Here is a 12,992-nt window from a genome sequence, read left to right as displayed (position 1 = left end):
GCCCGTTCGGGGCCGGCCGCCCGGACCGCGGCGCGCGGTCAGCGCAGCTCTGCGATGACCGTCTTGAGCTCCGTGTAGTCGTCCAGACCGAACGACCCCAGCTCGCGGCCCCAGCCGGACTGCTTGAAGCCGCCGCGCGGGAGCGTGACGTCGTCCGCGTGCCAGGTGTTGAGCCAGACCGTGCCGGCCCGCAGCCTGCCGCCGACCCGGTGGGCGGTGCCGAGGTCCTTCGACCACACGCCCGCGGCCAGGCCGTAGACCGTGTTGTTGGCGGCCGCGACCACCTCGTCCTCGGTGTCGAACGGGATGGCGGTGATGACGGGGCCGAAGATCTCGTCGGTCTGGACGGCCATCTGCTCGGTGACGTCGGTGATGAGGGTCGGCGAGAAGAAGTAGCCGCGGTCGGCGGCCGGGTCGGGGCTGCCCGCGGCGAGCGTGGCGCCGTCGGCGACCGCGCCGCGCACATAGCCCATGACCTTCTCGTGCTGCTCCTGCGAGACGAGCGGGCCCATGGTGGTGGCCGGGTCGAACGCGTCGCCGACCTTGATGGCCCTGGCCGCGGCGGCGACCCCCTCGACCACCTGGTCGAACACCTCGCGCTGGACGTACAGGCGCGAGCCGTTGACGCAGCACTGGCCCTCGTTGAAGTAGCCCGCCAGGGCGGCGCCGGCGATCGCGGCGTCCAGGTCGGCATCCGCGAAGATGATGTTGGGCGCCTTGCCGCCGAGCTCCAGCGACACCTTCTTGAGGTTCTTCGAGGCGCCCGCGGCGATCTTCTTGCCCACCTCGGTGCTGCCGGTGAAGGCGACCTTGTCGACGCCGTAGTGGTCGACCAGCGCGGCGCCCGCGTCCCCGAACCCGGGCAGGATGTTGACGACGCCGGCAGGGACGCCGGCCTCCAGCAGCAGCTCGCCGAGCCGGAGCGCGGTGAGCGGCGTCTGCTCGGCGGGCTTGAGCACCACCGTGTTGCCTGCCGTGATGGACGGGATGATCTTGAAGGCTGCCATGGTCAGCGGGAAGTTCCACGGCACGATGCCCGCGACGACGCCGATCGCCTCGCGGCGCGTGTAGGCGTGGAAGTCGCGGCCGGGCACCGACATCGGGATCGTCGTGCCCTCCATCTTGGTGGCCCAGCCCGCGAAGTAGCGGAACAGCTCGGCGGCCACCCCGACGTCGCCGCGCGCGGACGCGAGGCTCTTGCCGTTGTCGAGCGACTCGAGCTGCGCGAACTCCTCGGTGCGCTCGTCGATCATGTCGCCGATGCGCCACAGCAGGTGGGAGCGGTCGCGCGGCGTCATCCGTGACCAGGGCGAACCGTGCTCGAAGGCGTTGCGCGCCGCGGTGACCGCACGGTCGGCGTCGACGGCGGAGGCCTGGGCGACCTGGACGAGCACGTCCTCGGTCGCTGGGTTGACCGTCGCGAAGGTCTTGCCGTCCTTCGCGTCCACCCATTCGCCGTCGATCAGCAGCTGCCTTGGCGAGGAGAGGAACTTCGAGACGGCGGGCAGGAGCTGGGGATTCTCGGACATGGGAGCCTTCCGTGGTTTCGAGGGTTCGAGGTCGTTCGTGGGTCGGGGACAGGGGTCGCGGCTACTTGATGACGAGGACCTTCGACCGGTCGAGGGTGAGCGCGACGGCGGCGACGATGATCGCGCCGTAGAGGATCTGCTCCCAGGCCGACGGGACACCGACGATCGGCAGCCCGACCCGGAGCAGCGTCACCACGAGCGCACCGGCGAGGCTGCGCCACAGCGAGCCGTGGCCACCGGTGATGGCGGTGCCGCCGACCACGATGGCCGCGACCGCGGGGAGCAGCAGGTTGTCGGCCATCGACGGGCTGCCGCTGAAGTTCCGGGAGACCAGCATGACGGCGGCCAGGCCGGCGCACGCACCCGAGACGGTGAACGCGGCGACCTTGACCAGGTCGACCGGCGCGCCGCCGAGCCGGGCCGCCGACTCGGAGTACCCGGTGGCGCGGACCCAGGTCTCCAGCGGGGTGAGCCGGAGCACGAGGGAGATCGCCACGACGACCACCAGCGCGACGACGAACGCCATCGGCACGACGCCGCCCACGTAGAGGGTGAGCCAGTTGGTGGCGTCCCGGTCGACCACCCGGATCGGCCCGGCGTCGGAGATCACCAGGGCGATCGCGGAGAAGATGCTCATGCCGCCGAGGGTGACGATGAACGACGGGATGCGCAGCAGCACGTGGGTGACGCCCTGCAGCGCCCCGATCGCGGCGGTGGCCGCGACGATCGCGAACGTGGTGAGCCCGCCGAGGTCGGGCAGCCACAGCGCGAAGAAGACCGTCGCGAGCGAGCAGAGCGCGGCGATCGACAGGTCGATGCCGCCGCACAGGACCACCAGGGTCGCGCCCGCCGCGAGCACGACGAGCGGCGCCGAGGTGCGGACCGCCGCGGTGAGGCTGTTCAGGGTCAGGAAGGCGGGGTCGGCGATCGTCAGCGCTGTCAGCAGCACGACGAGCGCGATGACCGGCATGAACGACGTGAGCCGCTGGCCGACGGTGGGCCGCGCCAGGACGGCGGCGTCGGGGGCCGGCGTCGTGAGGACGGGTGCGGACATGGTCAGACCATCTCCTTGACGAGGTCGAGCGGGGTCGGCTTGCCCCCGGCGGGGGCTGCGACCTCGGCGGTGGCGCGGCCGTCGCTCATCACGACGATCCGGTCGGACATGCCTATCGCCTCCTCGAGGCTGTCGGCGAGCAGCACCGTGGCGACGCCGCTTGCCGCGAGCTCCCGCATCAGGCGGTACACCTCCGAGCGGGCCCCGATGTCCAGACCGCGGGTCGGGTGGTCGAGCAGCAGCAGCCGGATGTCGCCGGCCACCAGCCAGCGGGCCAGCACCACCTTCTGCTGGTTGCCGCCCGACAGGCGCTGGATGGCGGTGCCCCGGTGCGGGGTGCGGATCGAGAGCCGTTCGATCCACCGGTCCACGAGCGTGGCCTGCTTGCGCGGCCGCACCACCGGACCGGTGCAGCGGGCCTGCTGCTTGGTGAGCGTCATGTTGTCGGCCACCGACATCGGCCCAACCATGCCCTCGGTCTTGCGCTCGGCGGGCACGTAGCCGACGCCGGCGGCGCAGGCCGCGCGGGTGCCGGACAGGTCGAGCCGCTCGCCGTCGAGCACCACCTCGCCGGACGTGGTGGGCTCGGCGCCGAACAGCGCCCGGCACACGTCCTCGCGGCCGGAGCCGTGTACGCCGACGATGCCGACGATCTCCCCGGCGTGCACGTCGAGGTCGACGTCCCGGAAGGTCTTGCCCGTCAGGCCGCGGACCACGAGGCGGGGCCTGCGGTGCTCGTCGGACTGCTCGCCGGACTGCTCGCCCGACCCCTTGGCGACAGCTCCGTGGTAGTGGTCGTCGGACCCGGTGGAGCCGATCATCATGCGGTGCAGCTCGGCCGGGGCGGCGTCCGCTGCGGGCAGCTCCCCCACCGACCGGCCGCCGCGCAGCACGGCCACCCGGTCGCAGACGTCGAGCACCTCGTCGAGGCGGTGCGAGACGAAGACGACGGACGCGAACTCGCGCAGCCGCCGCACCTGGGTGAACAGGGTCTCGATCTCCTTGGCCTCCAGCACCGAGGTGGGCTCGTCGAGGATGATCACGGGCGGGTGGGACGTGCGCTCCTCGATGCGGAGCACCTTGGCGATCTCGACCATCTGCCGGTCCGCGAAGCTCAGGGTGTCGGTGCGGGCCAGCGGGTCGATGTGCGACCCGATCTTGTCGAGCTGCTCCTGCGCGAGCCTGCGCATCGTGCTCCAGCGGTAGACGCCGCGGCGTACGCCCGGCCCCTCGCTGCCGAGCACTATGTTCTCGGCGGCGGTGAGGTTGGGCACGAGCGACTGCTCCTGGAACACCATGCCGATGCCGTGGTCGGCGGCGTCCATGATGCTCTTGAGCCGCACCCGCTCCCCGCGCACCCAGATCTCGCCGGCATCGGGCCGGACCAGGCCGACCAGGGCCTTCAGCAGCGTGGACTTGCCGGCGCCGTTCTCGCCGGCCAGGCCGAGCACCTCGTGCTGGCGCACGACCAGGTCGACGCCGTCGAGCGCCTTGACGCCCGGGTAGTGCTTGACCAGGCCGCGCACCTCGAGGGCGGGTGCGGGTGCCTGCACCCTCGGGGCGGGCTGGGTCTGCAGGTTGGTGGTCATTTGGTCACCTGGTTCCTATGACGCTGTGGGATGACGGCTGCGGCGACGGCCGCGACGACGATGAGGCCCTGGACCCCGCCCTGCCAGTAGGGGCTCACCCCCACCTGGACCAGGCCGTTCGTCAGGACGGTCACGAGCAGCACCCCGACGGTGGAGTGCAGGACGCCGCCGCGGCCGCCGGTGAGGAGCGTGCCACCGACGACGGCGGCGGTGATGGCGGAGAAGTCGTAGCCCCTGCCCGCCTGGACGAGCCCCGCGCCGAGCTGGCTCGTGACCAGCACGCCGGCGAGGCCGTAGAACGCGCCCGCCATCGTGAAGACCGCGACCTTGTAGGGCGCGACCCGCACGCCGGAGAGGGCCAGCACCTCCTCGGCGCCGCCGATCGCGAACGCGTACCGGCCCAGGCGCGTGTAGCGCTGCACGAGAACACCCACGAGCACGCAGGCCAGCGCGATCCAGGTCAGGCGGGCCAGGCCACCGAACCGCTCGACCGCCCAGCCCTCCAGCATCGGGTCGGAGACGTTGGGCTGCACCCCGGCGAACATGAGGGTGGCCAGGCCGAGACCCACCGCGGAGATGCCGAGGGTGGTCATGAACGACGGCACCTTCAGCACGACCAGCGCGAGCCCGCTGAGACAGCCGAGCGCGGCGGCGAGGAGGACGGCGACCGCGACCGCGAGCAGTCCCAGGTCGTTGTCGTTGCGGTTGTTGGCGGCCAGGAGGGCGACGGTGATCGCGGCAGCCCCCATGATCCCGGGAGCTGACAGGTCGATCGACCCCATCATCAGCACGAAGCTGATGCCGCAGGTCACGACCGCGAGCACCGCCGCGGCGTCCAGGACGTTCTGCACGTTCGAGACGGTCCGGAAGTCGGGGCTGAGGACCGCGAAGACGCCGAAGACGACGACAAGGGCGATCGGCGGACCGGCGTCCCGGAGCGACACCCTCCGCCGAGGCCGGGGGCGCCCTGCCGGCACGACGTCGGTGTCGGCGTCGGTGCCGGCTCCGGTGCCGACCCCTGTGCCTTTCTCGGTGGAGGGTGCCATGGTCACGAGATCGCGCCCTGCGAACGGCTGAAGAGGTTGTCGCAGGCGAAGTCGTCCTCACTGACCTCCGGTGAGACGAAGTCGGCGACGTTGTCCTGCTGGATGAGGAACTGCTCGGCGAACCAGGCGCGGTTATCGGAGGCGATGTCCTCGACCGCGAGCTCGCCCGTGGCCACGCAGTAGCCGATGGCGAGGCCGATACCGCCCTGCCAGGGGCCGTCGCTGGAGACGGTCGCCGTCATGGTGCCGTCCTCGATGGCGGTCAGGGCGTCGGGCACCGCGTCGATGCCGACCACCGCGACGTCGTCCCGGCCGGCCTGCTGCAGCGCCTCGAGCGCGCCGAGCGCCATGTCGTCGTTGGCGGCCCAGATGCCCTTGACGTCGTCGCCGTGCTTGGTGAGCAGCGTCTTGGTCACCTCCAGCGCCTCCGCGCGGGAGAAGTTGGCGGTCTGGTCGTCGAGCAGCTCGACGTCCGGGTTGGCCGCCAGCGACTCCTCGAGCCCCGCGAAGCGGTCCTTCGCGGCGCCGGTGTCGAGGATGCCCTGCAGGGCGACGATGCCGCCCGAACCGCCGATGGCCTCGGCCAGCGCGTCGCCGATCTGCCTGCCCGACTCCATGCCGTCGTAGGTGATGTGGGACAGCCACCGGTCGTAGTCGGTGACGTTCAGGTCGGCCGGCTTGTTCCACTGGGTGACGAGGTAGGCGCCCGCCTCCTCGGCCCCCTCCACGATGGGCGGGGTGTCGGAGTCGCCGTTGGGCAGGATGTTCATGACCAGGCACTCGGTGTCGCCCGCGAGGAGCTGGCTGATCTGCTCCTGCTGGCGCGTGGAGTCGCCGTCGTAGGTCAGGCGCTCCTGGGTGAGGCCCACCTGCTCGGCGAAGGCGTCGCCGCCGTCCAGCCAGGCGGCCTCGTAGGGGTTGGACTCGTTGCGCACCTGGCCGACCAGGGTCACGTCCGCGGGCTCGCAGGCGGCGTCGCCCCCGGCGGCGGCCGCGCCACCGCCGGCCTCCTCGGTGCAGCCCGTGAGGGCGGCGGCCACCAGGGTGACCCCGATGACGGCTGCCGCGTGCCGAGCGGTGATGTGTCGAGAGGTGAACTTCATTGTCGTTCCTCTGTTTCGTTCGGTGCCGGTGACCGGCGGTGGGACTGAGTGGTGGGGCTGAGTGGTGGGACTGGGTGGTGGGACTGGTGGGGAAGGTGGATCAGCGGGCCATCCAGCCGCCGTCGACGGCCAGGACGTGGCCGTTGACGTAGTCGGCGGCCGGCGAGCTGAGGAACACCGCGGCGCCGGCGATGTCCTCGGCGGTGCCCCAGCGGCCGGCCGGGATGCGGTCGAGGATGGAGCGGGAGCGGTCCGCGTCCTCACGGAGCGCCGTGGTGTTGTCGGTGACCATGTAGCCCGGCGCGATGGCGTTGACCTGGACGCCGTGGGGTCCCCACTCGTTGGCCAGCGCCTTGGTCACCCCGGCCACGCCGTGCTTGCTGGCGGCGTACGACACCACCCGCAGGCCGCCCTGGAAGGACAGCAGGCTCGCGATGCTGACGATCTTGCCGTGGCCCCGTTCGACCATCGGCCGGCCGAGCTGCTGGGTGAGGAAGAAGAGCCCGTTGAGGTTGACGTCGAGCACCCGCTGCCAGGACTCGCGGCCGACGGCGACCGAGTCCGCCCGGTCGATGATCCCGGCGTTGTTGATCACGATGTCGACCTGGCGGCTGTCGTTCAGCTCGGCGCTGACCCGCTCGACCGCGTCGAGGTCGCTCACGTCCAGGTCGACGACGTCGGCCTCGACGCCGAGGTCGGCGGCCAGGTCGCGGGTGGTGTCCTGGTTGCCCTTGCGGCCGAGCAGGACCACGTCGGCGCCCGCCCCGGCGAGCCCGAGCGCGATCGCCCGGCCGAGGCCACGCCCGGCGCCGGTCACCACCGCGCACCTGCCCCGCAGGTCGAAGGGTGAGCGGGCTCGGGTGGCCGGTTCGGTGGCCGTCCCGACGGCCGGGCCCGTGGTCACAGGTCCTCCAGCGGCACGGGGCTCAGGTCGGTGTAGGAGTTGTTCTCCCCGGCCATCGCCCAGATGAAGGCGTACGACCCGGTGCCTGCCCCGGAGTGGATCGACCACGGCGGGGAGATGACGGCCTCGCGGTTGCGGAGCACCAGGTGGCGGGTGGCGCCGGGCTCGCCCATGAAGTGGAAGACGCGGTCCTGCTCGTCGAGGTCGACGTAGCAGTAGATCTCGGTGCGGCGGCCGTGCAGGTGCGGCGGGAACGTGTTCCAGACCGAGCCGCCGGACACGACGGTGACGCCGAACTGGAGCACCGAGGACTTGACGTCCTGGCCCCAGACGTAGCGGAAGAGGTTGCGCTCGTTGGCGGCCTCGGCCGAGCCGAGCGCGACGGGCTCCACCTCGCTGTGGACGAGCGCCCGGGTCGGGTAGGTCGCGTGGGCCGGGGCGGACACGAAGTAGAAGGCCGCGTCGGCACCGACGAAGGACACCTCGCTCCCCCGGCCCACGAAGAGGCCGTCGAGGTGGTCGAGCTCGAACTTCTCGTCGTCGACGACCACGTGGCCGGCGGCGCCCACGTTGACGACGCCGAGCTCGCGACGCTCGAGGTGGCTCTCGGTGCCGAGTATCTCGGACCAGGCGGGGAGGCCGACCTGGCCAGCCCCGGGAACCGCACCGCCGATCACCATCCGGTCGTCGTGGGTGTACGTGCCCCGGACCTCTCCGCTCGCGAAGAGGTCTCCGACCAGGAAGTTCTCGCGCAGGTCCGCAGTGGTAGCAGTCTCCGCACCGGACGGAGATGTCGAATATCGAACCTGGATCACGCAGTCACCCCTCGATTTGTGAACTGTGTTCGTCTATGTGAACTTGCCCGACGATAGACGTGATCGCGCTCACTGGTCAAGGGGTGGAAACCTGTCCATATATGCGAACTCGCGGTAGTGTTGTTTCACCCCGAGGACCGCCACGGTGGTGCGCCACCGTGGTGCGTGGAAGGACGAAGGAGAGCGTTCATGCAGCTTCAGAAGGAACTCCGCAAGGAGGTCGCCGGCGACGCCGGACCGGTCAAGTCCGCGGCCCGCGCCCTGGACCTGCTGGACGACATCGCGGCCAACGGCCCCGGGACCCAGCTGCAGCTCTCGACACGCCTCGGCATCCCCAAGAGCAGCCTCCACGCGCTGCTGCGGACCATGGTCGACCGCGGCTGGCTGCAGACCGACCCCACCGGGAGCGTCTACCAGCTCGGCATCCACTCGCTCGTCGTGAGCTCTGCCTACCTCGACGGCGACCCGGTGCTGGCCCGCGCCGCGTCCGTGCTCGACGAGGTGGCCGCCGCCACGCAGGAGACCGTGCACCTCGGACGCCTCGACGGAGCGGACGTCATCTACACCGCCAAGCGCGAGTCGGTGCACCCGCTGCGCATGCACTCCGCCGTCGGACGCCGCCTCCCGGCGTACGCCACCTCGCTGGGGCGCGCCCTGCTCGCCGAGATACCCGCGGAGTCGCGGGCCGATCTCGTGCCGGAGTCGATCTCCGCGATCACGCCGAAGACCACCACCGACAAGGAGGCGGTGCTCGAGATCATCGACCGCGCCGCCTACCAGGGCTACGCGACCGAGAGCGAGGAGTCGTGCCTGGGCGTGCGCTGCTTCGGCGTCGCGCTCCCCTTCGGCCTGCACGCGGTGGACGCCATGAGCGTCGCGGTGCCGATCAGCCGCCTCGGCGACGGCCGCGAGGACCTCATCATCGAGACCCTGCTCAGCGTGAAGTCACGCCTGGCGGCGGTACACAACAACAGCCTGGTGCGCTGACCGGGCGCCGAGCCTGATCGTCAGCCACCGTTCGGCTCCGCGTCACCCCGACGACAGCAGCCGCCGCCACGATGCGAGGCGTGGAAAACAAGCTCTCCCGCCGGTCCCTGCTCCAGGCAGCCGCTGCGGTCCCGATCCTGTCCGCAGCCTCCGCGACCGCAGCACCGGCGTCGGCCTCCGCCGCGACGGCGCCCGCCGCACCCGCCACGTCGGGCGGAGGCCGCCCCGACACGGCGGACCCGCGGTTCACGATCGCCGTCCTGCCCGACACCCAGTACCTCCTGGACGACGGCGGCTCCGACGCCGAACCGGTCGCCGCGACGCTGCGCCACCTCGTGCGCGAGCAGGCGCGGGACAACGTCGTCTTCATGGCGCACCTCGGCGACGTCACGGAGCACGGCACGGTGACCGAGATGCGGGCGGCGAGCCGCGCGTTCGACGCCGCCGGCCGCCTGCCCTACAGCGTGCTGGCCGGGAACCACGACGTCTCCGGCGACGACCAGCGGGGTGACACGCCGTACCTGCGCGCCTTCGGGCCGCGGCGGTTCGCCCGGATGAAGACCTACGGTGGCTCCTCCCCCGACGGCTACAACAGCTACCACGTGGTCCGCGGCGGCGGCCGGGAGTGGCTGCTCCTCGCGCTGGACTGGCGCGCGTCCGACGCCGGGCTCGCCTGGGCACAGGGCGTGCTGGACGAGCACGCCGGGCTGCCCGCGATCCTGACCACCCACGACCTCGTCTGGGCCGAGGACGACGGCACCGCCCACCTCTCCGACAACGGGCAGCGCCTCTGGGACCGCCTGATCCGGGGCAACGACCAGATCTTCCTGGCGCTCGGCGGGCACTACTGGCCGTCGGGCCGCACGACCATGACGAATGACGCCGGCCACCTGGTCCACCTGCACATCACCAACTACCAGGACCGCTACTACGGCGGCGCGGGCATGGTGCGGTACTACTCGTTCGACCTGGACCGCGGCGTGATCGACGTCGAGACGTTCTCGCCCTGGCTGGGGGCGAAGCAGGACCCGACGCCCCTGGAGTCGGAGCACGTAGAGCTCAGCGGCGACGTCGACCGGTTCACCGTCGAGATCGACTTCGACGAGCGCTTCGCCGCCTTCGCCCCGCCGGTGCTGCCCGTGCCGCTCCCGCCGTCGGCGGTCATGCCGCAGGGCACCGTCGCGTACTGGCGGTTCGACGAGGCCGGGCTCGCCACTGGGCTCGCCACGGTGGGGACCGACGGCGCCCCGGTGGCGCCGGGCACCGTCGCACGCGACCTCACCGGGAACGGCAACGACCTCACCTCGTCGCTGCTGCACGCCAGCGGCCCGGAGACCCTGACCTGGTCGGCCGAGCACCACGACGCCCAGCCGGCCCACGCGAGCCTGCGCTTCGACGGCGGCAAGGGTCCCGACCGCGGCGCGGTGCTGCGGACCGGCCCCGACGCGCCGGTGAACAGCGCGACGTTCGAGTCGGGCTACACGATCGAGACGTTCCTCAAGCTGCCGGAGCCCTTCGAGGGCGATCACGCCTGGATGGGCATCCTGAGCTGGGAGGGCCGCGCAGGTGACGCCGGCAAGCACAGCGGCTGGTCCGACGACGAGCCCACGTGCAGCCTGAACCTGTCGGGCGAGCGGTTCCTGCAGTTCGTCGTCTACCCGGTGCCGGGCGACGCCGACCCCACCTCCTGGAGCCACGCGATCCCGGTCGGGCGCTGGACGCACGTCGCGCTCGTCAACGACGGCCGGCACACGGTGATGTACGTCGACGGGTCCAGGATCGTGCGCAACGCCGCCGAGGAGTCGCGGGGCATCTCCACGCTGGGCAAGCCGTTCGCGATCGGCGGCACCCAGTACGACGAGAAGTACGAGCAGGGCTTCTACGGCTGGATCGGTGACACGCGGATCGTCTCGCGGGCGCTGCGTCCGGACCAGTTCCTCACGGCCAGGAGCCGCTGAGGACGACCGGAGAATCACCCATTGCAAACTCATTGCCTCCCGTGCGTCGAAGCGGTTACGCTCAGGCGCGCCATATCAATGCACAGCCAGCATTGATCCCGCGCGTCGAAGCGCTTGCACTCCGGCGCGCACAGCCATCCTTTTACCGAACGCTGACAGTGCTGTCAGCGACAGAAGGGTAGAACCGATGAAGCGTCGATCACTCCTCCTGGCCGCCCTCGCGGCTCCGCTCGCCGTCGCCGGCGTCACGCTCGCTCCCCCGGCTCCCGCCCAGGCCGCCACCTGGACGTCCTCCGACCGGTGGGGCAGCTGGAACAACGGTGGGTACACGCTCTACAACAACGTCTGGGGCAGCGGTTACGGGCCGCAGACGATCTGGGCCAACTCCTACAACAACTGGGGAGTGTGGGCCAACCACCCCAACACCGGCGGCATCAAGTCCTACCCGAACGTCTCGTACACGCTCGGCCGGGACGTCTGGAGCATGGGCAACGTCAACAGCACCGCCAACGTCACGGTGCCCTCGGGCTCCGGGCTGGCGTACAACACCGCCTATGACGTGTGGGGCAACGGACACGACCACGAGATCATGATCTGGACGCAGTGGACGTCCAACGTCGGCCCGATCGGCAGCTACGTCTCCACCGTCACCCTCGGCGGGCGCCGGTGGCGGTACTACAAGGGCCACAACGGCGGGAACCACGTCTACAGCTTCCTCGCGGAGTCCCAGAGCACCAACATGTGGGTCGACATCACCGCCCACTGCCAGTGGCTGGTCGGCCAGAACCACATGCCGCGCGTGCGGATCGACCAGATCCAGTTCGGCTGGGAGATCACCTCGTCCTCGGGCGGCCGCGACTTCCGCGTGAACTCCTACTCGCTGAACCGGTAGCTCGCTGAACCGGTAGCCACCGAACCGACAGGCCTCGGCCTCACAACGAAGCTGCCCCGGCCCGGCCGGGGCAGCTTCGCCCCGAAGATCACCACGGTCTCCAGGGGTGATAAATCCAAGCCCCCTGGACACGAGCCCGGTGCAGGCTGAGCATCAACATATGAGCAACAGTAAAGACGCTGTCGCACAAGAGATCCCGCCCACTCCTGGTTCCGGAGCCGGCGTACTGGCCCGCGAGACCTACCGCCATCTGCGGCTCATGCTCGTGACGCTACCGGCGCTGATGTTTCTCGCGATCCTGATCCTCGCCTTCACCGGACAGGTGGAAGGGTCAATCAGCGCGTACTACCTGGGTCCGATCCGCGACATCTTCGTCGGCGCGATGGTGGGCACGGCCGTGTGCCTCATCGTCTATCGAGGCTCCCCGCCGTTCGAGGACTACACCCTCAACGTCGCAGGCTTCTACGCGATCTTCGTCGCCTTCGTGCCGACCGGCCTCACCGAGAGTCTCGCTTCCCTCGGTGCCGAGGAGCGTCAGGAGGCGGTGAACGCGCTGCGCATCACCATCGGCGCCGTGATCGCGGTCACCATCGTCTTCGTAGTTCTGGAACGACGGTTCGGCCAGTGGTCGATCCCCGTTCTGCTGGAGCGCCAGGCGACCAGATGGGTGTTCATCGTCACGAACGTGCTGGGTCTGGCTTTTCTCTCGCTGGTTCTTTTCCGCGGATTCGCGGACGACAGCTTTCAGGGCATCCATCTCGCCGCGGCAGTCCTGCTGTTCCTGAGCCTGGCGGGCGCCGTGGCCAGCCACGCCTGGCCGGGCACCTTCGGCGGAACGGGGCCGGGCGTCAAGGCGTACCGGACGATCGTCATTCTGATGCTGGCCGGGATCCTGGTCGCCGGGGTGCTGCTGGCCCTGCGGTCGGAGTACACGGCGCTCGTTCTCGAGGCGTGGGAGATCGCATGCTTCTGCGCCTTCTGGGTCATGGAGGCCAAGCGCACGTGGCCGGCGACCGCCTGATCGAGTGATCGGGCACCCCAGCCGGCTCCCGTTCAGCAGGCCCCGGGAGACCGTAACGCGACAGGGGGCCGTAACCCGGCGGGTTACGGTCCCC

The 12,992-nt window shown here is 70.7% G+C and carries 11 protein-coding genes; 4 read left to right on the top strand and 7 right to left on the bottom strand.

All coding sequences use genetic code 11. The annotated features are described in order from the left end of the window. Positions 1-38: 38 nt before the first annotated feature. The 7 genes from ACFWE2_RS19950 to kduI form a co-directional block, all read right to left on the bottom strand. Positions 39-1,529 (bottom strand): aldehyde dehydrogenase family protein, encoded by a 1,491-nt coding sequence (locus tag ACFWE2_RS19950; RefSeq protein ID WP_377225951.1) that lies wholly within the window; start codon positions 1,527-1,529, stop codon positions 39-41. A gap of 61 nt (positions 1,530-1,590) precedes the next feature. Then, a complete protein-coding gene (locus ACFWE2_RS19945; protein WP_377225950.1) occupies positions 1,591-2,583 on the bottom strand; it encodes an ABC transporter permease in 993 nt (330 codons plus the stop codon). Between the two features lie 2 nt (positions 2,584-2,585). Then, positions 2,586-4,172: a sugar ABC transporter ATP-binding protein gene (locus ACFWE2_RS19940; RefSeq protein WP_377225949.1), complete on the bottom strand. Its 1,587-nt coding sequence runs from the start codon at positions 4,170-4,172 to the stop codon at positions 2,586-2,588. Next, complete coding sequence (locus ACFWE2_RS19935) at positions 4,169-5,218, bottom strand: ABC transporter permease (protein ID WP_377225952.1); 1,050 nt, start codon at positions 5,216-5,218, stop codon at positions 4,169-4,171. Before ACFWE2_RS19935 ends, ACFWE2_RS19940 begins: the two co-directional genes overlap by 4 nt. 2 nt (positions 5,219-5,220) lie before the next feature. Continuing rightward, positions 5,221-6,321, bottom strand: a complete 1,101-nt coding sequence (locus ACFWE2_RS19930) for a sugar ABC transporter substrate-binding protein (protein WP_377225948.1) — start codon at positions 6,319-6,321, stop codon at positions 5,221-5,223. 100 nt (positions 6,322-6,421) lie between these two features. Further along, positions 6,422-7,225: an SDR family oxidoreductase gene (locus ACFWE2_RS19925; protein WP_377225947.1), complete on the bottom strand. Its 804-nt coding sequence runs from the start codon at positions 7,223-7,225 to the stop codon at positions 6,422-6,424. Then, on the bottom strand, positions 7,222-8,040 hold the full coding sequence (kduI, locus tag ACFWE2_RS19920; RefSeq protein WP_377225946.1) for a 5-dehydro-4-deoxy-D-glucuronate isomerase: 819 nt from the start codon (positions 8,038-8,040) through the stop codon (positions 7,222-7,224). Before kduI ends, ACFWE2_RS19925 begins: the two co-directional genes overlap by 4 nt. Before the next feature lie 189 nt (positions 8,041-8,229). Between kduI and ACFWE2_RS19915 the strand changes: the two genes are divergently transcribed. The 4 genes from ACFWE2_RS19915 to ACFWE2_RS19900 all read left to right on the top strand — a co-directional run bounded on the left by ACFWE2_RS19915 (position 8,230) and on the right by ACFWE2_RS19900 (position 12,898). Next, positions 8,230-9,027 (top strand): IclR family transcriptional regulator, encoded by a 798-nt coding sequence (locus ACFWE2_RS19915; RefSeq protein ID WP_377225945.1) that lies wholly within the window; start codon positions 8,230-8,232, stop codon positions 9,025-9,027. Positions 9,028-9,098: 71 nt separating this feature from the next. Next, positions 9,099-10,985 (top strand): LamG-like jellyroll fold domain-containing protein, encoded by a 1,887-nt coding sequence (locus ACFWE2_RS19910; protein ID WP_377225944.1) that lies wholly within the window; start codon positions 9,099-9,101, stop codon positions 10,983-10,985. A gap of 187 nt (positions 10,986-11,172) precedes the next feature. Further along, positions 11,173-11,877 (top strand): hypothetical protein, encoded by a 705-nt coding sequence (locus tag ACFWE2_RS19905; RefSeq protein ID WP_377225943.1) that lies wholly within the window; start codon positions 11,173-11,175, stop codon positions 11,875-11,877. 139 nt (positions 11,878-12,016) lie between these two features. Beyond that, positions 12,017-12,898 (top strand): hypothetical protein, encoded by an 882-nt coding sequence (locus ACFWE2_RS19900; protein WP_377225942.1) that lies wholly within the window; start codon positions 12,017-12,019, stop codon positions 12,896-12,898. Positions 12,899-12,992: the final 94 nt, after the last annotated feature.

The organism is Promicromonospora sp. NPDC060271, assembly GCF_042726755.1.
In the GTDB taxonomy this organism is placed as follows: Bacteria; Actinomycetota; Actinomycetes; order Actinomycetales; family Cellulomonadaceae; genus Promicromonospora.
The sequence above is the reverse complement of the archived record's forward strand: the minus strand, read 5'-3'. Positions and strand labels throughout refer to the sequence as shown.

Excerpts from the sequence above, each read along its gene's own strand:
- ACFWE2_RS19945 (WP_377225950.1), bottom strand. The coding sequence starts at position 2,583 with ATGTCCGCACCCGTCCTCACGACGCCGGCCCCCGACGCCGCCGTCCTG.
- ACFWE2_RS19915 (WP_377225945.1), top strand. The coding sequence starts at position 8,230 with ATGCAGCTTCAGAAGGAACTCCGCAAGGAGGTCGCCGGCGACGCCGGA.
- ACFWE2_RS19950 (WP_377225951.1), bottom strand. The coding sequence starts at position 1,529 with ATGTCCGAGAATCCCCAGCTCCTGCCCGCCGTCTCGAAGTTCCTCTCC.
- ACFWE2_RS19940 (WP_377225949.1), bottom strand. The coding sequence starts at position 4,172 with ATGACCACCAACCTGCAGACCCAGCCCGCCCCGAGGGTGCAGGCACCC.
- ACFWE2_RS19935 (WP_377225952.1), bottom strand. The coding sequence starts at position 5,218 with ATGGCACCCTCCACCGAGAAAGGCACAGGGGTCGGCACCGGAGCCGGC.
- ACFWE2_RS19930 (WP_377225948.1), bottom strand. The coding sequence starts at position 6,321 with ATGAAGTTCACCTCTCGACACATCACCGCTCGGCACGCGGCAGCCGTC.
- ACFWE2_RS19905 (WP_377225943.1), top strand. The coding sequence starts at position 11,173 with ATGAAGCGTCGATCACTCCTCCTGGCCGCCCTCGCGGCTCCGCTCGCC.
- ACFWE2_RS19910 (WP_377225944.1), top strand. The coding sequence starts at position 9,099 with ATGCGAGGCGTGGAAAACAAGCTCTCCCGCCGGTCCCTGCTCCAGGCA.